At 64.1% G+C, this 18,990-nt stretch carries 18 protein-coding genes; 8 read left to right on the plus strand and 10 right to left on the minus strand.

From position 1 onward, the window contains the following. The 4 genes from mutL to ACZ9C1_RS15870 are packed head-to-tail and all read right to left on the minus strand — an operon-like array spanning position 1 to position 4,651. Complete coding sequence (gene mutL, locus ACZ9C1_RS15855) at positions 1 to 1,899, minus strand: DNA mismatch repair endonuclease MutL (RefSeq protein WP_277502175.1); 1,899 nt, start codon at positions 1,897 to 1,899, stop codon at positions 1 to 3. After that, positions 1,896 to 3,326, minus strand: a complete 1,431-nt coding sequence (locus ACZ9C1_RS15860; protein WP_102683933.1) for an N-acetylmuramoyl-L-alanine amidase — start codon at positions 3,324 to 3,326, stop codon at positions 1,896 to 1,898. Before ACZ9C1_RS15860 ends, mutL begins: the two co-directional genes overlap by 4 nt. A 12-nt stretch (positions 3,327 to 3,338) precedes the next feature. Beyond that, positions 3,339 to 3,812: a tRNA (adenosine(37)-N6)-threonylcarbamoyltransferase complex ATPase subunit type 1 TsaE gene (gene tsaE, locus ACZ9C1_RS15865; protein WP_139673831.1), complete on the minus strand. Its 474-nt coding sequence runs from the start codon at positions 3,810 to 3,812 to the stop codon at positions 3,339 to 3,341. After that, positions 3,800 to 4,651, minus strand: coding sequence for an NAD(P)H-hydrate dehydratase (locus ACZ9C1_RS15870; RefSeq protein ID WP_214500921.1), 852 nt, complete (start codon positions 4,649 to 4,651; stop codon positions 3,800 to 3,802). The genes tsaE and ACZ9C1_RS15870 overlap by 13 nt, the downstream gene beginning before the upstream one ends. 64 nt (positions 4,652 to 4,715) lie before the next feature. On the opposite strand from ACZ9C1_RS15870, the gene queG reads away from it, so the two are divergent. Beyond that, the gene (gene queG, locus ACZ9C1_RS15875) at positions 4,716 to 5,780 is read left to right on the plus strand and encodes a tRNA epoxyqueuosine(34) reductase QueG (RefSeq protein WP_214500920.1); all 1,065 of its coding nucleotides are present in this window, start codon (positions 4,716 to 4,718) and stop codon (positions 5,778 to 5,780) included. Between the two features lie 700 nt (positions 5,781 to 6,480). Continuing rightward, the gene (locus ACZ9C1_RS15880; RefSeq protein WP_476254167.1) at positions 6,481 to 6,681 is read left to right on the plus strand and encodes a hypothetical protein; all 201 of its coding nucleotides are present in this window, start codon (positions 6,481 to 6,483) and stop codon (positions 6,679 to 6,681) included. A 27-nt stretch (positions 6,682 to 6,708) separates the two neighbouring features. Here ACZ9C1_RS15880 and ACZ9C1_RS15885 read toward each other — a convergent pair whose 3' ends face one another. Together ACZ9C1_RS15885 and orn are read right to left on the minus strand one after the other, a co-directional pair. After that, entirely contained in the window at positions 6,709 to 7,320 is a 612-nt protein-coding gene (locus ACZ9C1_RS15885; protein WP_023630647.1) for a trimeric intracellular cation channel family protein, read from the minus strand. Positions 7,321 to 7,411: 91 nt separating this feature from the next. Further along, a complete protein-coding gene (orn, locus tag ACZ9C1_RS15890) occupies positions 7,412 to 7,954 on the minus strand; it encodes an oligoribonuclease (protein WP_139673846.1) in 543 nt (180 codons plus the stop codon). Between the two features lie 109 nt (positions 7,955 to 8,063). Between orn and rsgA the strand changes: the two genes are divergently transcribed. Together rsgA and ACZ9C1_RS15900 are read left to right on the plus strand one after the other, a co-directional pair. Next, on the plus strand, positions 8,064 to 9,095 hold the full coding sequence (rsgA, locus tag ACZ9C1_RS15895; RefSeq protein WP_102682170.1) for a small ribosomal subunit biogenesis GTPase RsgA: 1,032 nt from the start codon (positions 8,064 to 8,066) through the stop codon (positions 9,093 to 9,095). Between the two features lie 146 nt (positions 9,096 to 9,241). After that, positions 9,242 to 9,721: a molecular chaperone Tir gene (locus ACZ9C1_RS15900; RefSeq protein ID WP_102682171.1), complete on the plus strand. Its 480-nt coding sequence runs from the start codon at positions 9,242 to 9,244 to the stop codon at positions 9,719 to 9,721. A gap of 32 nt (positions 9,722 to 9,753) precedes the next feature. On the opposite strand, the gene motB is transcribed toward ACZ9C1_RS15900, so the two are convergent. Both motB and motA read right to left on the minus strand, forming a co-directional pair. Further along, complete coding sequence (gene motB, locus ACZ9C1_RS15905) at positions 9,754 to 10,770, minus strand: flagellar motor protein MotB (RefSeq protein WP_102682172.1); 1,017 nt, start codon at positions 10,768 to 10,770, stop codon at positions 9,754 to 9,756. A 3-nt stretch (positions 10,771 to 10,773) separates the two neighbouring features. Then, the gene (gene motA, locus ACZ9C1_RS15910) at positions 10,774 to 11,625 is read right to left on the minus strand and encodes a flagellar motor stator protein MotA (protein WP_023630652.1); all 852 of its coding nucleotides are present in this window, start codon (positions 11,623 to 11,625) and stop codon (positions 10,774 to 10,776) included. A gap of 130 nt (positions 11,626 to 11,755) precedes the next feature. Here motA and ACZ9C1_RS15915 point away from each other — a divergent pair, with 130 nt between their 5' ends. Genes ACZ9C1_RS15915 through asd form a run of 3 tightly spaced genes read left to right on the plus strand, consistent with a single transcriptional unit; the run spans position 11,756 to position 15,019 of the window. Continuing rightward, positions 11,756 to 13,291: an HDOD domain-containing protein gene (locus ACZ9C1_RS15915; protein WP_277502177.1), complete on the plus strand. Its 1,536-nt coding sequence runs from the start codon at positions 11,756 to 11,758 to the stop codon at positions 13,289 to 13,291. Positions 13,292 to 13,336: 45 nt separating this feature from the next. After that, positions 13,337 to 14,146 (plus strand): thiosulfate sulfurtransferase, encoded by an 810-nt coding sequence (rhdA, locus tag ACZ9C1_RS15920; RefSeq protein ID WP_139673852.1) that lies wholly within the window; start codon positions 13,337 to 13,339, stop codon positions 14,144 to 14,146. A gap of 9 nt (positions 14,147 to 14,155) precedes the next feature. Continuing rightward, positions 14,156 to 15,019 carry an archaetidylserine decarboxylase gene (gene asd / locus ACZ9C1_RS15925; protein WP_476254168.1) on the plus strand — a complete coding sequence of 288 codons (864 nt, stop codon included), beginning with the start codon at positions 14,156 to 14,158 and terminating at the stop codon, positions 15,017 to 15,019. Between the two features lie 161 nt (positions 15,020 to 15,180). On the opposite strand, the gene serB is transcribed toward asd, so the two are convergent. After that, positions 15,181 to 16,395, minus strand: a complete 1,215-nt coding sequence (serB, locus tag ACZ9C1_RS15930) for a phosphoserine phosphatase SerB (protein ID WP_110702005.1) — start codon at positions 16,393 to 16,395, stop codon at positions 15,181 to 15,183. Between the two features lie 135 nt (positions 16,396 to 16,530). Between serB and ACZ9C1_RS15935 the strand changes: the two genes are divergently transcribed. Continuing rightward, positions 16,531 to 17,982 (plus strand): histidine kinase, encoded by a 1,452-nt coding sequence (locus ACZ9C1_RS15935; RefSeq protein ID WP_457378398.1) that lies wholly within the window; start codon positions 16,531 to 16,533, stop codon positions 17,980 to 17,982. Between the two features lie 195 nt (positions 17,983 to 18,177). Here ACZ9C1_RS15935 and ACZ9C1_RS15940 read toward each other — a convergent pair whose 3' ends face one another. Next, positions 18,178 to 18,888, minus strand: a complete 711-nt coding sequence (locus ACZ9C1_RS15940; protein ID WP_038706898.1) for a PqiC family protein — start codon at positions 18,886 to 18,888, stop codon at positions 18,178 to 18,180. Positions 18,889 to 18,990 lie beyond the last annotated feature (102 nt).

Raw genomic sequence — 18,990 nt, forward strand, 5'->3', positions numbered from 1 at the left:
TCATCGGCCCCGCAGGAACAGCTTGTCCAGATCGTCCAGGCCCATCTGGGTCCAGGTCGGTCGGCCGTGGTTGCACTGGCCGCTGCGCTCGGTGTTCTCCATGTCGCGCAGCAAGGCGTTCATCTCGGGGATGGCCAGGCGCCGGTTGGCCCGCACCGCGCCATGGCAAGCCATGGTCCCCAGCAGTTCGTTCAAGTGCGCCTGGATACGATCACTGGTGCCGTACTCCATGAGGTCGGCCAGCACATCCTGCACCAGGCGATTGGCCTCGGCCTGCTTGAGCAGGGCCGGGATCTGGCGGATCGCCAGGGTTTCCGGGCCCAGGCGCTGCAGCTCGAAGCCCAGGCGCTGGAACCATTGGGCATGTTCCTCGGCGCAGTCGGCTTCGCGCTGGCTCAACGCCAGCGACTCGGGCACCAGCAACGGCTGGCCGCTCAAGCCTTCACTGGCCATCGCCACCTTCAGCCGCTCGTACATGATCCGTTCATGGGCAGCGTGCATATCCACCAGCACCAGGCCGAGGGCGTTCTCGGCGAGGATATAGATCCCCTTGAGCTGCGCCAGGGCGTAGCCCAGCGGTGGGATATCGCCTTGGCTTTCCGGCAACGCGCTCGGCGCGGCGGCGGCATTGTCCAGGGGGGCGTAGAATTCACGGTAGGCCGCCTGGGCCTCGCCGGCATTCAGCGGCTGGGAGGGCCTAGGCGTGTACTGGTACTGATAGCCCGCGCCCGAGCCGCTCGAAGCGAACCCCCGCTGCTCGCCCTGAGGCTGCTCGAGCACTGGCGAGGCCAGGCGCATTTCGCCTTGGGGGCCGAACTCGCCGGCCTGCAAGCCGCTGGGGCGGACCAGTTCGTCGGTGGCCGCCGGTGCCGCAAGCTGGTCTTCCGGGCGCACATCGGCCAGGGCGCGGTGCAAGGTGCCATAGAGGAAGTCATGAACCATGCGCCCTTCGCGGAAGCGCACCTCGTGCTTGGTCGGGTGGACGTTGACATCAACGCCGGCCGGGTCGCACTCGAGAAACAGCACGAAGGTCGGGTGCCGGCCATTGAACAGTACGTCGCGATAGGCCTGGCGCACCGCATGGGCTACCAGCTTGTCGCGCACGGCCCGGCCATTGACGAAGAAATACTGCAGATCGGCCTGGCTGCGCGAGAAGGTCGGCAGACCGACCCAGCCCCACAGTCGCAGGCCGTTGCGCTCGACATCAATGGGCAGCGCCTGCTCGAGAAAGCCCGGGCCGCAGATGGTGCCGACCCGCCGCGCCCGGGCCGTTTCGTCGGCGGCCTCGTGCAGGCTGAAGATGGTCTTGCCGTTGTGCCGCAGGTGAAAACCGACGTCGAAACGCGCCAGCGCCAGGCGCCGGATCACTTCCTGCAGATGATCGAATTCGGTCTTTTCGGCCTTGAGAAACTTGCGTCGCGCCGGGGTATTGAAGAACAGATCACGCACTTCGACGGAGGTGCCGACCGGATGCGCGGCAGGCTGCACCCGCGGGGTCATGTCGCGCCCCTCGGTTTCCACTTGCCAGGCTTCGCTGGCATCGGCGGTACGCGATGTAAGGGTCAGGCGCGCCACCGAGCTGATCGATGCCAGGGCCTCGCCGCGAAAGCCCAGGCTGAGCACGCCTTCAAGGTCTTCCAATTCGCGGATCTTGCTGGTGGCGTGGCGGGCCAGCGCCAGCGGCAGGTCATCGGGGGCAATGCCACCGCCGTTGTCGCGCACCCGCAGCAACTTCACGCCGCCCTGTTCGACCTCGACCTCGATGCGCCGAGCACCGGAGTCGAGGCTGTTCTCCAGCAATTCCTTGGCCACCGAGGCGGGGCGCTCGACTACCTCGCCGGCGGCGATCTGGTTCGCCAGCCGCGGGCTGAGCAGCTGGATACGCGAGCCGCCACTCATTGCTGGGACGCCAGGGCGGTGGTGGGGATGTCAAGGTGCTGGCCAACCTTGAGCTCGTCGGTCTTCAGGTTGTTGCTACTGCGCAGGCCAGCCACGCTGACCTGGTAACGCACCGCAATCATCGCCAGCGTCTCGCCGGGGCGCACGGTGTGTTCACGCGGGCCCTGGACGATCTTGCCACTGTCGCGCAGCCAGGCGATGTAAGTGCCAGGCGGCGGGTTCTGCTGGAAGAATTGACGCACACCGGTATGAATCGAACGTGCCAAGGCCTGCTGATGGCTACGGGTAGCCAGCTTGGCCGCCTCGTTGGCGTTGGAGATGAACCCGGTTTCAACAAGGATCGATGGGATATCCGGCGACTTCAGCACCATGAACCCGGCCTGTTCCACCCGTTGTTTGTGCAACGGCGTGACCCGGCCCATATTGCCCAGCACCTTCTGCCCGACATTGAGGCTGGAACTGAGGGTGGCGGTCATCGACAGGTCGAGCAGCACCCCGGCCAGCATGCGGTCCTTGTCGTCGAGGCTGACGTTGCCGGCGCCGCCGATCAGGTCGGAGCGGTTTTCCGTGTCGGCCAGCCAGCGGGCGGTCTCGGAGGTTGCGCCACGGTCGGACAGGGCGAACACCGAAGCGCCAAAGGCAGCCTTCGACGGCGCGGCGTCGGCGTGAATCGAGACAAACAGATCGGCGCCCTTCTTGCGGGCGATCTCGGTGCGCTTGCGCAGCGGGATGAAGTAGTCACCGGTGCGGGTCAGCTCGGCGCGGTAACCCTTCTCGGAGTTGATCTGGCGCTGCAGTTCCTTGGCGATATCCAGCACGATGTCTTTCTCGTGCTGGCCACGCGAGCCGGACGCGCCCGGGTCTTCGCCGCCATGACCGGCGTCGATGGCGACCACGATGTCACGCTTGCCACTCGGTGCTGGCGGCAGCTTGATCGCCGGTTGCGCCGGGGTGACAGGCACCGCCGGCGTGGTGGCCGGTGGCTGCGGTGTCGGGGGCGGTGTCGGGTTGCTGGCGGCGATGGCGTCAGCTTCCTGATCGTACAGGTCGACCACCAGGCGATTGCCGTACTGGGCGTTCGGCGCCAGGGTGAAGCTCTTCGGCGACACGGCTTTCTTCAGGTCGACCACCACGCGCAGGTCGGTGGGCGTGCGCTGGGCCGAACGCACACTGGTGATTGGCGTGTTCGACGTGGAGACGTTCAGCGGCGCCCCCAGGGTGGCACCGTTGATGTCGATCACCAGGCGATCAGGAGCGGTGAGGGTGAAGACGCTGTGCTGCACAGGCCCGGACAGGTCGAAGACCAGCCGCGTATTGTCCGGAGCGCGCCACAGGCGCATGCTCTTGACTTGAGTGACGGCCAGAGCGTCAACGGTCACCGCGGTCAGCAGCAGCCCAACAACAGCGACCAGTGCGCGTATGCGCATACCTTTCCCCACTTACTGTATGAATTCTTTGGCCAGAACGGCACACCAGGCTTCGCCGCGAGCCCCTTGCGGCGACAGGTTAAGCGAACGTCCGCCCGCTTGCGGGCTTATGGTAATGGTCAGGTCGGGCTTTGGCAAAACGCCCGCACCTTTATCGGGCCATTCGAACAGGCACAATGCATCGCCCTCGAAATAATCGCGAATGCCCATGAATTCAAGCTCCTCCGGGTCGACCAGGCGATAGAGGTCGAAATGGAAGGCGCGAACCTCACCAATCTCGTAGGGTTCAACCACGGTAAATGTCGGACTTTTTACCGGGCCGGTATGACCCAGGCCACGAATCAGCCCGCGGGACAGGGTGGTTTTGCCTGCCCCCAGGTCGCCCTCGAGAAAAATCACACCATGACCTTTGGTCACTTCGGCCAGTTTCGCGCCAAAGGCGACGGTGGCGTCCTCGTCGCCCAGAAACAGGGTTATGCCTGACACGCTGAATGCTCCTCCAATAACGCTCTAATGACCGGCACCAGATCACTGGCCGCCAGCCCTCTACCTTTGACACCCAGCCGCTCGCCGGCGCAGGCATGCAGCCACACCCCCAGGCACGCGGCCTGCCAGGCGTCCAGCCCCTGGGCCAGCAAGGCTGCGAGCACGCCTGTCAACACATCGCCCAATCCGGCACCAGCCATGGCTGGGTGCCCACGGCCGCAAACCGCCAGTTGCCCGCCAGGGTCGGCCACCAACGTGCCGGCGCCCTTGAGCACGCAGACGCTGGCGTAGCGACGCGCCAGCTTGCGCGCCGCCCCCGGCCGGTCGGCCTGCACCGCCTCGGTGGAAATCCCCAGCAGGCGCGCGGCCTCGCCGGGGTGCGGGGTGAGAATGCTACCGCTGGGCAGTGCCAGTGGCGTGCGCGCCAGCAAGTTGAGCGCATCGGCGTCCCACACCTGTGGCCGGTGGGCATTGGCCACCGCCGACAACAGGCTGCGCCCCCAACCGGCCTGGCCGAGGCCAGGGCCGACCACCAGCACCGTGGCACGCTCGAGCAACGCCATCAGTTGGTTGGCCGAGCTCACGCCCATCCACATGGTCTCGGGCAGGCGCGTCAGCCCCGCAGCTACGTGTTCGGGGCGGGTGGCCACGCTGACCAGGCCGGCGCCGCAACGCAACGCCGCCTCGCCACTGAGCATCACCGCGCCGCCTGTGCCCAGGTCGCCGCCGACCACCAGCACATGGCCGAAATCGCCCTTGTGGGCATCAGCGGCACGTGGCGGCAGCCTGGCCAAGGTCAGGCTGCTGAGCGGTAATGGGGGGTGTTTGGTCTGAGGCATGGGGTCAAAGGCTCCGATGTCTGGCAGAATTATACGCACCTCCGCTTGTAATGCTTGTTCATCCATGTCCGCCGACCTTCCAGACATCGCCACATTGGCCCAATCGATCAAGGATTGGGGCCGCGAACTCGGTTTTGCCCATGTCGGCATCGCCGGTGTCGACCTTGGCGAGCACGAACAGCATCTGCAGCGCTGGCTGGCGGCAGGCTACAACGGCGAAATGGAGTACATGGGCGAGCATGGCAACAAGCGCTCGCGCCCGGCCGAGCTGATCCCCGGCACGTTGCGGGTGATCTCGCTGCGCATGGACTACCTGCCCGGCGACACGCAAATGGCCAAGCGCCTGGCAGAGCCGGAAAAAGCCTACATCTCGCGCTACGCCCTGGGCCGCGACTACCACAAGCTGGTGCGCAAGCGTGTGCAGCACTTCGCCGACCGCATCCAGGAAGCCATCGGCCCGTTCGGCTACCGCGCCTTCGTCGACAGCGCTCCGGTGCTGGAGAAAGCCCTGGCCCAGGAGGCTGGCCTTGGCTGGATTGGCAAGAACACCCTGCTGCTCAACCGCAAGGCGGGCAGCTATTTCTTCCTCGCCGAGTTGTTCGTCGACTTGCCGCTGCCGATCGACGGCGTGCAGGGCAGCGATCATTGCGGGCGTTGCCAGGCCTGCCTGGACATCTGTCCGACCCAGGCGTTCGTCGGGCCCTATCAGCTCGATGCCCGGCGCTGCATCTCGTACCTGACCATCGAGTTGCGCGGGGCCATTCCACTGGAACTGCGCCCACTGATCGGCAATCGGGTGTTTGGTTGCGACGATTGCCAGATCGTCTGCCCGTGGAACCGTTTCGCCAAGACCACGACCGAAGACGACTTCATGCCCCGCCGGGGGCTGGACAATATCGAGTTGGCCGAATTGTTCCTGTGGGATGAAAAGCGTTTTCTCGGCTGCACCGAAGGCTCGCCACTGCGCCGGGCGGGGTATGAACGCTTCCTGCGCAACCTCGCGGTAGGGCTTGGCAACGCACCGTCGACCATCCCCGTGCTGGAGGCGCTCAATGCGCGTAGGGATGATCCTTCGGAACTGGTACGCGAACATGTGGAGTGGGCCCTGGCTCGCCACAACGCCCTTTGACGCTCGCTGCTGCGACTTTGCCTTTGCCTTTGCCTTTACCTTTGGCGATCAAAAGGTTAACCCCATAGCCTGCAAGCGACAGCTACGCCAGTCCAGGCGCCGCCCGTAACTTCGCGACTTCAGGAGGCCGAACGCAGGTCTTGCGGAGGGAGGTGACGGGCATGGATGCCCGTCAAGCGCTGCGCCCCAGGATGGGGCGTTCAGCGCGGTCCTCCCGGGAGCAAGGCCGGAGTGAGGGGACCCGGAGCGAAGCGGAGGGCCGGATGAATGGAGCGCAGCGTTTTTTGGTTACTTTTTGTCGCGTTTGACAAAAAGTGACTCGCCGGGTGGCGAAAGGGTGACTATGCGTCATTATAGCAAATGAATGCGCTTACAACTGTAAAAACCCACACCAATCGCATTTGACTTTGACTTTGACTTTGACTTTGACTTTGACTTTGACTTTGACTTTGACTTTGACTTTGATTTACACAGCGTGTGTTTTAAAAGTTATATGCGCATTCATTCGCCATGTCGACGCACACTCACCTTTTCGCCTTTACGGCGACCTTCTTTTGCACGCGGGCAAAAGAAGGCAAAAACCGCCCGCTCCATTCATCCGGCCCCTACGCTTCGCTCCGGGGTCCCCTCACTCCGGGCTCGCTCCGGGAGGACGCGCCGACGGGCCATCCATGGCCTGATCGGCGCTTGACGGGCATCCATGCCCGTCACCTCCCTGCGCAAGCCCTCCGTTCGGCCTCCTGAAGTCGCAATTTGTGTCGCCTGGACTATCGCGCACTTAGAAGCAAAAGCAAAAGCAGAGCAAGAGCAAGAGCAAGAGCAAGAGCAAGCGCAAGCGCAAGCAACTCTTCTGAACAATGGTTATATGACTACAGTTACAGCACTGCCAGAACAATCCTGAATATAGTGGCTGCGCCGCAAAAAGCCGCTATTGCTGATCATTGTAATGAAACTTCGGCATCTCCCAATGAAACCGAATCGCCAACAACCGCACCAGAAAACCGCCAAACAGTGTCAGCAGCATGGCCTGCTCCGCCGGCACCTTGAAGTAAACGCACCCCAGATAGAACCAAGCCGCCGCGAACGAAACACTGGCATACAGCTCACGCCGAAACACCAACGGAATATCATTGCAGAAGATGTCCCGCAGGATGCCGCCAAACACCCCGGTAATCACCCCGCTGATGGAGGCGACAAGGAACCCCTGCCCCATCTCCAGCGCGGTCATGCAGCCGATCAGGGTGAACGCCACGAGACCCAGGGCGTCGAGCACCAGGAACAGCGACCGCAGGTGGCGCATCAAGGGCGCGATGAAGATGGTCAGCAGCGCCGCGAAGCTGGTCAGCACCAGGTACTCGGGATGCTTCACCCAGGTCAGCGGGTAGTGCCCGAGCAGCACATCACGCACTGAGCCGCCACCCAGCGCAGTCACGCAGGCGATCAGCACCACGCCGAACCAGTCCATGCCACGGCGGCCAGCGGACAGGGCGCCGGTCATGGCTTCGGCGGTGATGGCGATGAGATAGAGCATCAGCAACATGGTGCAGGTCCGTGCGGGAAAGGCGCGCAGTCTACCCAGTCACGCGGAGCACCAAAAGGGGCGCGCCGATGATCGTCGGCGCACGGCAAGGTCAGACCTTGATGAAGTGCTCGCGATAGTGGCGCAGCTCACCGATCGACTCGCGGATGTCATCCAGCGCCAGGTGGGTGCTGCCCTTCTTGAAGCTGTCACGCACCTCCGGCGCCCAGCGCGCGGCCAGTTCCTTGAGCGTGGACACATCAAGGTTGCGATAGTGGAAGTAGTTTTCCAGCTCGCGCATGTGCCGATAGAGGAAGCGGCGGTCCTGGCAGATACTGTTGCCACAGATCGGCGACTTGCCCTTCGGCACCCACTGCTCGAGGAAGGCGATGGTCTGCGCCTCGGCCTCGGCCATGCTCACCTTGCTCTCGCGTACGCGCTGAGTGAGTCCTGAGTTGCCATGGGTGCGGGTGTTCCACTCGTCCATCCGCGCCAACACCTCATCACTGTGGTGAATGGCGATCACCGGCCCCTCGGCCAGGGTATTGAGCTCGCTGTCGGTGACGATGGTAGCCATCTCGATGATGACGTCGTTGTCCGGGTCCAGGCCGGTCATCTCCAGATCGATCCAGATCAGATTCTGTGGGTTCTGCATGAAAAGGCTCCTCGAATAGCCCGTCATATTAGCCTAGCGGGGCAGCTCGTGGGCGTGCCGTGCTAAACTGCCCGCCGTTTTCTTTCTGCCCCGCCTACTCGGAACCTTCATGGCCAAACGCCAGCTCAACCGCCGCCAGAACTGGCGCATCGAAAAGATCCAGGGTGAGCGCGCCGCCCGCGCCGCCAAACGCGAGCAGCACGTGCTGCAGGAACTGGAAGGCGGCGACCTGGGGCCAGAGCAACTTGGCCTGGTGATTGCCCACTTCGGCGTGCAGGTCGAGGTCGAGGCCCAGGACGGCGAGGTTGCGGGCCAGGTGTTCCGCTGCCACCTGCGGGCCAACCTGCCGGCGCTGGTGACCGGCGACCGTGTGGTCTGGCGCGCCGGCAATCAGGGCATCGGCGTGATTGTCGCGCAGATGCCGCGCAGCACCGAGCTGTGCCGGCCGAACAACCATGGCCAGCTCAAGCCGGTGGCGGCCAACGTCGACCTGATCGTCATTGTCTTCGCCCCTGCGCCCGAACCGCATCCCAACCTGATCGACCGTTACCTGGTCGCCGCCGAGCATGCCGGCATCCGCCCGCTGCTGCTGCTGAACAAGGCCGATCTGATCAACGACGAGAACGCCCCGACTCTCAACGCCATGCTCGAGGTCTACCGCGGCCTGGGTTACCCGCTGCTGGAGGTTTCCGCGCACCAGGGCGATGGCATGCAGCGCCTGCAGCAGACACTAGACGGCCATATCAGCGTGTTCGTCGGCCAGTCGGGCGTGGGCAAGTCCTCGCTGGTCAACAGCCTGCTGCCTGATGCAGGCACCCGTGTCGGCGACCTGTCGGAATGGTCCGGCCAGGGCACTCACACCACCACCACCGCGCGCCTCTATCACTTCCCCAATGGCGGCGACCTGATCGACTCGCCGGGCATCCGCGAATTCGGTCTGGGCCATGTCAGCCGTGATGATGTCGAAGATGGCTTCATCGAATTCCGCGAACTGATCGGCAACTGCCGCTTCCGCGACTGCAAGCATGACCGCGAACCTGGCTGTGCGCTGCTCAAGGCCCTGGAGGACGGCAGCGTTACTCAACAACGAATGAACAGCTACCGTTCGATCATCGCCAGCTTGCCGGAAGACACCTATTGAGGTGGCGGCAAACACGCCAGCATCGTAGGAAATTTTACCGGAGTAGGTAGGACCGCTCCGGTATTGCGGTCGCCTATTGTCCCTCCAGCTGCTTTCCCTGATGGTCATGGCCTTGTCATCGGTATTGATCAGGGAGGGCAGCACAGATGCCGGTATTCATCAGTTACCACCAGAACGAACGGCTCGATGCCTTCATCCTGAACGAGTGGCTGCTACTAGAAGGCATTCCCACCCAACTCGTCCCCTTCGACAGTGAAGGGCAGACCCACGACGACCTGCATGGCAGCTTTTGCCAACACATGGCCGATGCCACTCACTGGATCGGAGTGCTCTGCGAGGCCCATGCCGAAGGCTGGTGGACGGCCTGGCTACTGGGCGCTGCGGCCATGGCGCATCGGCGGGTGACTTTCTACCATGCTGGCTCGACTGACCTGCCGCAGCGCTTGGGCAAGTGGCCAGTAATGCGGGAGCGAGAGCATATCGACCTGTTCGTGCGCGCCTATCATGACGAACAGACCTTTGGCCGGGCCATGGCTTCGCCGGCCGGGGGCGGCGCAGTGTCGGACAGGGACAATGCGGATTTCTTCCATGCCGATCTCAAGGCCAAGATCAGGCGGGGGTTCTGAATGCATCGGGGCCGCAAAGCGGCCCCTGTTACTTACTGGTCTTTGGCCTCGTCCATCTTCAATACGCCATCTTCGAAGATGTTCAGCTTCTGGCGCAGCTCACGCGGCTGCATCGGCGTATCGCCCGGTGTCGCGGCCGCACCTGGCGCTGCGCTCGCAGGCGGTGTGTCAGCGGCAGGCGGCGCAGCCTCCGGTTTGCCCTGTTCACCCTCGATATCGCGCTGCGCCTTTTTGGTGAGGACGATGATGTCGATACGGCGGTTGACCGGGTTGAACGGGTTGGCACGGTCGAACAGCGACGACGAAGCATAACCGACCACGCGGGCCACCTGCTCATCCGGATAGCCCCCAGCGACCAATGCACGACGCGCCGCATTCGCGCGGTTGGCCGACAGCTCCCAGTTACCGAAATCGCCGGTACCGGAGTACGGCTTGGCATCGGTATGGCCACTGATGCTGATCTTGTTCGGCACCGCCTTGATGGTGTCGGCCATGGCCAGCAGGATGTCTTCGAAGTACGGCTGCAGGCGTGCGCTGCCCAGGTCGAACATCGGCCGGTTCTCGGCATCCATGATCTGGATGCGCAGGCCGTCCTGGGTGATCTCGAACAGGATCTGGTCCTTGAACTTCTGCAGCTGCGGGTTTTCCTCGACCTTGTTCTGCAGCTCCTGCAGCAGCAGCTCGAGGCGCTCGCGCTCGACCTGCTCGGCCATGGTCTCGACCTGATCCTTGTCCAGTTGCAGGCTGGTATCCGGCGTCGGCTCGGACTTCACTTCCGGGTTGATGGTCTTTTCCGGTGCCAGTTCTGGCGAGCCACCCAGATCGATGATGTAGGGCGTACCGCTTTCGGAGAAACCGATCGGGTCCTTGAAGTAACCGGCGATTGCGATCTTCTGCTCAGGCGTGGCGGTCGACAGCAACCACAGCACCAGGAAGAACGCCATCATCGCCGTGGCGAAGTCGGCGAAGGCGATTTTCCAGGCGCCGCCGTGATGGCCGTCGCCAAAGCGCTTGACGCGCTTGACGATGATGGGCTGATTGTTCTCCATGGCTTAGCGACCGCGTACTGCTTGTTCCAGCTCGGCGAAGCTCGGGCGGTGCGCCGGGTACAGCACCTTGCGACCGAACTCGACCGCCAGCGACGGCGGCATGCCGGAAGCCGAGGCCACCAGCGAGGCCTTGATCGCCTCGTAGACGTTCAACTCTTCCTTGGCATCATGGCGCAGGGCATTGGCCAACGGGCCGAAGAAGCCGTAGGCAGCAAGAATACCGAAGAAGGTACCGACCAACGCCGCACCGACGTGCAGGCCGATGGACTTCTGGTCACCGTCACCCAGCGAGGCCATGGTCACCACGATACCCAGTACCGCCGCGACGATACCGAAGCCGGGCATGCCGTCGGCGATCCCGGTCACTGCGTGGGACGGGTGCTCGAGCTCTTCCTTCATGCTCAGCAGCTCCATGTCGAACAGGCCTTCGAGCTCGTGGGGCGCCATGTTGCCGGTGGACATGATCCGCAGGTAATCGCAGATGAACGCGGTCATGCGCTCATCACCCAGCACCGCCGGGTACTTGGCGAAGATCGGGCTGGCCGCGGCGTCCTCGATGTCGCCTTCGATCGCCATCATGCCTTCACGACGGCTCTTGTTGAGGATCTCGTACACCAGGCCCAGCACTTCCAGGTAGAAGGTGTGGGTGAAACGGGTGCCGAACATCTTCAGCGACTTCTTGATCACATGCATGGTCATGTAACCAGGGTTGGCCTGGAGGAACGCACCAAAGGCCGCGCCGCCGATGATCAGCACTTCAAACGGCTGGATCAGTGCCGCGATCTTGCCGTGGGAAAGCACGTAGCCGCCGAGCACGCTCGCGAATACGACGATGATGCCGATAATTTTAGCCATAAGTTGGAAGCACTTGCTGTCGTGGTCAGGATAGGGAACGGAAGCTTGAAAACTCTTCTTCTACTTATCGGCAGAACTGCGCCAGACTATAGCCACTCATTGCGAAAAGCCAGTTCGGACTGATGTCAATATGCCAATTGAAACCAAGGTGCCAAGTCAGGCTCCGTCGAGTCTAGAGGCCTGGATCAAGCTGCTCGACGGGGTCCGCGTACCGGTGCCGAAAGAGAGCCATGATCGGGTGCTGCAGGCTATCAACGACAGCCGTCGCTCCCTGCGCGATATCGCCGAACTGATGCAGGATAGCCCCGCGCTGGTGCTCTGCGTGTTGCGCGAGGCCAACCACCCGGCCAACGCCAGCCAGGCCGAACCGGCCGAGAGCCTGGAAATAGCCCTGAACCGCCTTGGCCTGGCCCGCGTCAGCCAACTGCTGGCACGCCTGCCATCGCTGCCGGCCGACGAGATCCCGCCGGTCCTGCGCCAGTTCCTGCTGATCAGCCAGCATGCCACCCAGCAAGCCAACGGCCTGTTCGCCAGCCGCCTGGCGCGCCTGTGGCAGGAGATCCACTGGGGCAGCCTGCTGTTCCTCTCGCCCCTGTGGCCGCTGGCCCTGGTCTATCCCAAGCTGCTGGATACCTGGGAGCTGCGAGTTATCCACAAGGGCGAGGAAGCCGCTGAAGTCGAACAGCAACTGTTCGGCGTGCGCATCATGCTACTGTGCCAGGCCATGGCCGAGCACTGGCGCCTGCCCGAGTGGGTGACCCAGGGTTACCGCCTGCTGATGGACGAGCGCGAACAGCTGGCGCAGGTGCTAAGCATCGCCCGCGAGCAGGACCCGCTTGTCCAGCAGCAGCGCCTGGACGAAGAGCCGGCCCTGCGCCGCTGGTTCAACCAGCCCCCGAATACCGTGCTGCTGGCCAACGGCCTTGCCCTGGCCGCCCAGGTCGGCTGGGACAATCCGCATTTGCTGCGCTGGCAGCTGCTTACAGCCCTCTATCTGCAGACCACGCTGGACGATGTCCAGCAGCAGGTTCACCAGCAGGCCGCGGCCAGTGCCCGCCATCACGCCCGGCATGCCCTGTTCCACCCGGCCGAGGCGCTGATCTGGCCTTGGCACCAGCGCCGTCCACACCCGGACATGCTCACGCCGCCACCGCCCAGCACCGAGGACCTTGGTCGCTGGCGCAGGTTGTGCCAGGAGTTGCTCGCCCAGCCGAGCCCGTTCAGCAATACCGTGCACCTGGCCACCCAGGCCCGCGAAGCGCTGCTGGCGTGCGGCATGCAGCGTCTGATGCTGCTGAGCCTGGACAAGGCTACCGACTACCTGCGGGTGCAGCAGACTGCGGGCCTGCCCAAGGAAGCCGGCGTCATTGCGTTGCCGATCGCGCAGAACAAACTCCTGCAGAAACTGATGAGCAAGGCCGGGCAATTGCGCCTGACGCCCGAAAATCACGCCCAGTTCACCGCACTGCTGCCGGCGCCACTGCGCGCATTCTTCCGCAGCGAACACCTGCTGCTGCGCTCGCTGGCGGTCGGCGACCAGGTGCTGATGCTGGCGGTGGCGGACCAGGACGGCAAACCGCTGGCCGATGTCAGCGTGCAGGCATTCGGTAAAACCGTGCAATGCATCGAGCGCGCCCTGGCCCTCTTCGGCAACCGCCATTCATGATTGCCTTGCGCTACAATCGCCCCCTTTGCACCCTGGAGACCGTGGATGACTGACTTTTCCGGCTTGCCCCTGGTGATCGAAGCCGAGGACCTGCTGCCGCGCCTGGAATCGCCGCAACTGATCCTGGTCGACCTGACCAGCGCCAACCGCTATGGCAGCGGCCACATCCCCGGGGCGCGCTTCGTCGATCCCAAGCGCACCCAGCTGGGACAGCCGCCTGCACCTGGCCTGCTGCCGGCACGCGCCGACCTGGAAAAGCTGTTCGCCGAACTCGGTCATCGCGACGATGCGGTCTATGTGGTCTACGACGACGAAGGCGGCGGCTGGGCCGGCCGTTTCATCTGGCTGCTCGACGTGATTGGCCACCAGCGCTATCACTACCTGAACGGCGGCATACAGGCCTGGCCGGCGGACAAACTGTCCACCGAGGTGCCCGCCAGCATGGGCGGCGCGGTGAACCTGCGCCTGCACCCGGAGCCCACCGCCACCCGCGAGTACCTGCAAAGCCGCCTGGGCGCCGCCGACCTGGTCATCTGGGACGCGCGCGGACCACTGGAATACAGCGGCGAGAAAGTGCTGGCTGCCAAAGGCGGGCATATTCCCGGCGCGATCAACTTCGAGTGGACCGCCGGCATGGACCTCAACGACCACCTGCGCATCCGCGAGGATATCGCCGAAGTCCTGCAAAACCTGGGCATCACCCCCGACAAGGAAGTGATCACCCATTGCCAGACCCACCACCGCTCCGGCTTCACCTACCTCGTGGCCAAGGCCCTCGGCTATCCACGGGTGAAGGGCTATGCCGGTTCCTGGGGCGAATGGGGCAACCACCCCGACACGCCCGTCGAAGTTTAAGGACGCTCAATGAAATCCCGCTTGTTCATCATCAGCCAGTACCTGCTGCCGCACCACCTGCTGTCGCGGCTGGCCGGCTGCGTCGCCGAGTGCCGCGCACGCTGGTTCAAGAACGCCTTCACCGCCTGGTTCGCCAAGCGCTACCAGGTGAACATGTCCGAGGCACTGGTCGAAGACCTCAGCGCCTACGAGCACTTCAACGCCTTCTTCACCCGCGCCCTCAAGCCCGGCGCCCGCCCGCTGGACGAGACCCCCGGCGCGATCCTCTGCCCGGCCGACGGCGCGGTCAGCCAGCTCGGCCCGATCGAGCACGGCCGCATCTTCCAGGCCAAGGGCCACGGCTACAGCGCCCTGGAGCTGCTCGGCGGCGACCCGGCCCTGGCCGCGCCGTTCATGGGCGGCGAATTTGCCACCATCTACCTGTCGCCCAAGGACTACCACCGCGTGCACATGCCGCTGGCCGGCACCCTGCGCGAAATGGTCTATGTGCCGGGCCGGCTGTTCTCGGTCAACCAGACCACCGCAGAGAACGTACCGGAGCTGTTCGCACGTAACGAGCGCGCGGTCTGCCTGTTCGACACCGAGCGCGGCCCGATGGCCGTGGTACTGGTCGGCGCGATGATCGTCGCCTCGATCGAGACTGTCTGGGCCGGCCTGGTCACGCCGCCGAAGCGCGAGCTGAAGACCTTCCGCTATGACGACGCCAGCCGTGCGCCGATCCATCTGGAGAAAGGCGCCGAACTGGGCCGTTTCAAGCTGGGCTCCACCGCCATCGTGCTGTTCGGGCCAGAGCAGGTGAAGTGGGCCGAGAGCCTCGGTGCCGGCTCCGCCGTGCGCATGGGTGAGCTACTGGCGCAGCCGGCCCAGGCCTGATTGACTGCTGCAACAAGAAAGGCCCTGCTCAGCAGGGCCTTTTTCATTGGGACCGCTACGCGGTCCATCGCCGGCAAGCCGGCTCCCACAGTAACAACGCAAACCTCTGTGGGAGCCGGCTTTCCGGCGAAAGGGCTGCAGCGCAGCCCCAGGGCTCAAGATCAACCGCGTGCTTCGCGATCGCGTACGCCGAGCAGGTACAGCACACCATCCAGACCCAGGGTCGAGATCGCCTGCTTGGCCGACTGACGCACCAGCGGCTTGGCGCGGAACGCCACACCCAGGCCGGCCAGGGACAGCATCGGCAGGTCGTTGGCGCCATCGCCGACGGCAATGGTCTGCTCGAGCTGCAGACCTTCTTCACCGGCCAGTTGTTGCAGCAGATCGGCCTTGCGCTGGGCATCGACGATCGGCTCGACGGCCACGCCGGTGACCTTGCCATCCACCACTTCAAGCTCGTTGGCGAACACGTAGTCGATACCAAGGCGCGCCTGCACCTGCTTGGCGAAGTAGGAGAAGCCGCCGGAAAGGATCGCAGTCTTGTAGCCCAGGCGCTTGAGCTCGGCGAACAGGTGCTCGGCGCCCTCGGTCAGGCGCAGCGAGGCGCCAATCTGGTCCAGTACGCCCACGTCCAGGCCCTTGAGCAGCGCCATGCGCTCTTTGAAGCTGGCCCGGAAATCCAGCTCGCCACGCATCGCGCGCTCGGTGATCGCCGCCACCTGCTCACCGACACCGGCAGCCTTGGCCAGCTCGTCGATGACTTCGGCCTCGATCAGCGTCGAATCCATGTCGAACACCGCCAGGCGGCGGTTGCGGCGGAACAGGTCGTCGCGCTGGAAGGCGATGTCGATGTTCAGCTCTTCGGACAGGGCGAAGAAGTCGGCGCGCAAGGCCTGGGCATCGCTGGCTTCGCCACGCACGGAGATTTCCAGCGCGGATTTGCCCTTCTCGGTCTGGACATCCAGCGCCACGCGGGCCGACAGGCGCTCGATGCGCTCGATGGTCAGGCCGTACTGGCTGATGATGGCGCTGACCCGCTGCAACTGCTGGGGAGTGACCCGGCGGCTGAGCAGGGTGACGATGTGGCGGGCCTCGCCCTGGCTGTCGGCCCAGTGCTGGTAGTCGGCCTCGGAGATCGGCGTGTAGCGCGCCTGCAGGTTCAGCTCATGGGCCTTGGCCTGTACGCTCTGCAGCAGCGCGGTGGCCACCTCATTGTCGGGAATGTCGACCAGGATGCCGAACGACAGCGTGCCGTGCATGACCGCAAGACCGATGTCGAGAATGTTCACACCGCCCTGGAGCAGGACGCCGGTGATGGCCGCGGTAAGACCTGGACGGTCTTCACCAGTGATGTTGATCAGGACGATTTCGCGCAAGACCGGGCTCCAACTCGATGAAAAATGCGCATTCTACCGATTTTCCATGACCATCGGGCGCCAACGCTACTTTGCCGACAAAACACGTATCGCTATACTGCCCAGCAACTTTCTCGCCATGAAGAGCCGCGCTCTGTGAACCGGCCCACGCCCGTAAAACCCGATAACTTCTTCCTGATGATCTACCGAGCCCTCAGCCAGCGCCGAATCCCCCTGGCCCTGCGCATTGCCAGCCATAACATCTTCCTGGTGGCCCTGGCCCTGGTGATCTATGCCTGCGTGATGGGTTTGCAGTTCAAGCAGGCCATGCACGAGCAGGCCGATGCCGTTGGCCAGAGCCTGACCACGCAAACGGCCACATCGGCCACCGAGCTGCTGGTGTCCAACGACATCCTCAGCCTCAACGTGCTGCTCGGCAACCTGGTGAAGAACCCGCTGGTGGCCCATGCCGCCATCTACAGCGTGGACAACCGCATCCTCGCCGAGGCCGGCCAGCGCCCACGCAATAGTTTGCTGGGCGAAACCGAAGGGGTCTACCAGACCAAGATCACCTTCCAGGACGTGACCGCCGGCCAGTTGCGCATCAGCCTGGACATGAGCCAGTTCCAGCAACCGATGCTGATCAGCCTGCAGAGCATGGGCATCCTTGCCGCGATCCTGTTGGCCCTGGCACTGACCCTCAGCCTGCGTCTGGGCCGTTTCATCTCCACCCCGCTGCTGCAACTGCGCGTCTGGTTGCGTGATCCGCACCCCTACACGCCGGGCATCGACCGCCAGGACGAGATCGGCGACCTGGCCCGCCAGCTGCACGCCCGCCTTGCCCCGCCGCCGCCAGCGGAGCCGGAAGCAGAGGACGAGGAAGACGATTTCGATGACACGCCCGCTGCCAAGGTCGCCCCATGGGCGAACGTGGCGGCGCAGTCAGTCGATCACGAGGATGACGACGACGCCTTCGCCGACCTGATGGATGAACAAAGCACTCCGGCCAAGCCTGCCATCGTCGAGTCCGACGAACCGCAGTCCAGCGCCGTGCTGGCCGTGCAACTGGGCTCCCAGGAGCAACTGCGCCGCCTGCCACGCACTCGCCTGACCGAACTGCTGGAGCGCTACCGCGACTGCCTGGACCAGGCCGCCTCGCTGTACGAAGGTGAGGTCCATACCCTGAACGACGGCAGTACCCTGCTGCTGTTCCACAGCCGCGACAGCGGCGAGGACTACCTCACCAACGCAATCTGCTGTGGCGAGCTGCTGCGCGCCCTGGGCCACGCCCTGCAGATCGAGGTAGCCGACAGCGGCATCACCCTGCAACTGCAGCTGGGCCTAGTGCTGGCCGACGACCTGCAAGGCATGGATCAAGTCGACTTGCTGATGACCGAACAAGCCCAGGACGCGCTGGCCCTGTCGCAGCACAGCCGCAACCTGCTGCTGGTGGAACGCCGCATCAGCGATGACTCCTTGGTGCGCCAGCGGGCGCGTATTCGGCCGATTGCCAGTCCTGAGGGCGCGTGCTGCGTCGAGCGCCTGATGGAGCCTTACCCGTCCATGCTGGAGCGCCAACTGGCGCGGATGCACGAGCGCCGCGCCTGACCTGAGACACGCCTGGGGCTGCGGCGCAGCCCTTTCGCCGGCAAGCCGGCTCCCACAGGTACATGGTCTGCTCTTTTTGGGAGGTGGCTTGTCATAGCGACGAACCGCGGCGAAAGGGGCGCAAAGCGCCACCAGCATTCTCGAAAGGCCACAAAAAAGCCCGCATCGCTGCGGGCTTTTTCATGTCTGCCAATATCAGAAGCGGAACACTTCCATATCGGTACGAATCGGCGATGCCATCGGAATCTTCGGCTTCTCCGGCTCTTTCTTCACCTGCACCGGCGCGGCCGGCTTGCGAGGCGCTTCCTCGGCGATGGCCGGCTGGTTGGCCAGCGGCTTGACCGTGGTGCTCAGCTGTTCGACCAGCTTCTGCAGCAATTGCCCCTGGGCTTGAACCTGCGCCGACTCGCTGCCCGCATGGGGCTGTTCGAGGTGGACGATACGGTTGTCACGCACCTGGCCACGGCGATCCAGCACGCGCCACTGCGCATCGAGGATCGCCGGCTGGTTCTTGCCCGAGTCCAGGCGGGTGATTGATAGCAACACCTGCACGTCCGGCGTGAAGCCGGCACTTGCCGGCGCCAGCACCACGCGTTGGCTGTCCAGGCGCCAGGCCAGCTGGCGTACCAGCAACTGGTCGATATCCGACGAAAGGCTGCCAGCCCAGCGACCGTCGGTCGCGGCGGTCAGGCTGCCATCGGTCTGACGCTGCAAAAAGGTTTCGCGTTGCAGGTAGTCGGCCACCGATACCGGGCCAAGCACCACCGCCATGCCCGCAGCCTGGGTCGGCTGGCCGGGATCACCGCTGTCGAGCTGATACAGGGCAACCGGCTGGTGCATGCTGCACCCGCTCAGGCCCAACAGGCCAGTCATCAGCAGCGCAAATGGAAGGCGCAGAAATTTCATTCATCCCATCCAGGCGGTCGTCACCAGACTGACCGCAGTGATACTCATGTAGATTCATCCGGGCACTCGGCCACGCCGGCGCCAACGAGGGCACTATCATCC

The sequence above is a fragment of the Pseudomonas sp. TE21435 genome, from assembly GCF_056279265.1.

Coding starts and splice junctions, on each gene's coding strand:
- asd (WP_476254168.1), top strand. CDS start 14,156: ATGAAATCCCGCTTGTTCATCATCAGCCAGTACCTGCTGCCGCACCAC.
- ACZ9C1_RS15885 (WP_023630647.1), bottom strand. CDS start 7,320: ATGTTGCTGATGCTCTATCTCATCGCCATCACCGCCGAAGCCATGACC.
- motA (WP_023630652.1), bottom strand. CDS start 11,625: ATGGCTAAAATTATCGGCATCATCGTCGTATTCGCGAGCGTGCTCGGC.
- orn (WP_139673846.1), bottom strand. CDS start 7,954: ATGCAGAACCCACAGAATCTGATCTGGATCGATCTGGAGATGACCGGC.
- rhdA (WP_139673852.1), top strand. CDS start 13,337: ATGACTGACTTTTCCGGCTTGCCCCTGGTGATCGAAGCCGAGGACCTG.
- ACZ9C1_RS15900 (WP_102682171.1), top strand. CDS start 9,242: ATGCCGGTATTCATCAGTTACCACCAGAACGAACGGCTCGATGCCTTC.
- ACZ9C1_RS15860 (WP_102683933.1), bottom strand. CDS start 3,326: ATGCGCATACGCGCACTGGTCGCTGTTGTTGGGCTGCTGCTGACCGCG.
- ACZ9C1_RS15940 (WP_038706898.1), bottom strand. CDS start 18,888: ATGAAATTTCTGCGCCTTCCATTTGCGCTGCTGATGACTGGCCTGTTG.
- mutL (WP_277502175.1), bottom strand. CDS start 1,899: ATGAGTGGCGGCTCGCGTATCCAGCTGCTCAGCCCGCGGCTGGCGAAC.
- ACZ9C1_RS15915 (WP_277502177.1), top strand. CDS start 11,756: ATGCCAATTGAAACCAAGGTGCCAAGTCAGGCTCCGTCGAGTCTAGAG.
- rsgA (WP_102682170.1), top strand. CDS start 8,064: ATGGCCAAACGCCAGCTCAACCGCCGCCAGAACTGGCGCATCGAAAAG.
- ACZ9C1_RS15870 (WP_214500921.1), bottom strand. CDS start 4,651: ATGCCTCAGACCAAACACCCCCCATTACCGCTCAGCAGCCTGACCTTG.
- queG (WP_214500920.1), top strand. CDS start 4,716: ATGTCCGCCGACCTTCCAGACATCGCCACATTGGCCCAATCGATCAAG.
- ACZ9C1_RS15880 (WP_476254167.1), top strand. CDS start 6,481: ATGCCCGTCACCTCCCTGCGCAAGCCCTCCGTTCGGCCTCCTGAAGTC.
- motB (WP_102682172.1), bottom strand. CDS start 10,770: ATGGAGAACAATCAGCCCATCATCGTCAAGCGCGTCAAGCGCTTTGGC.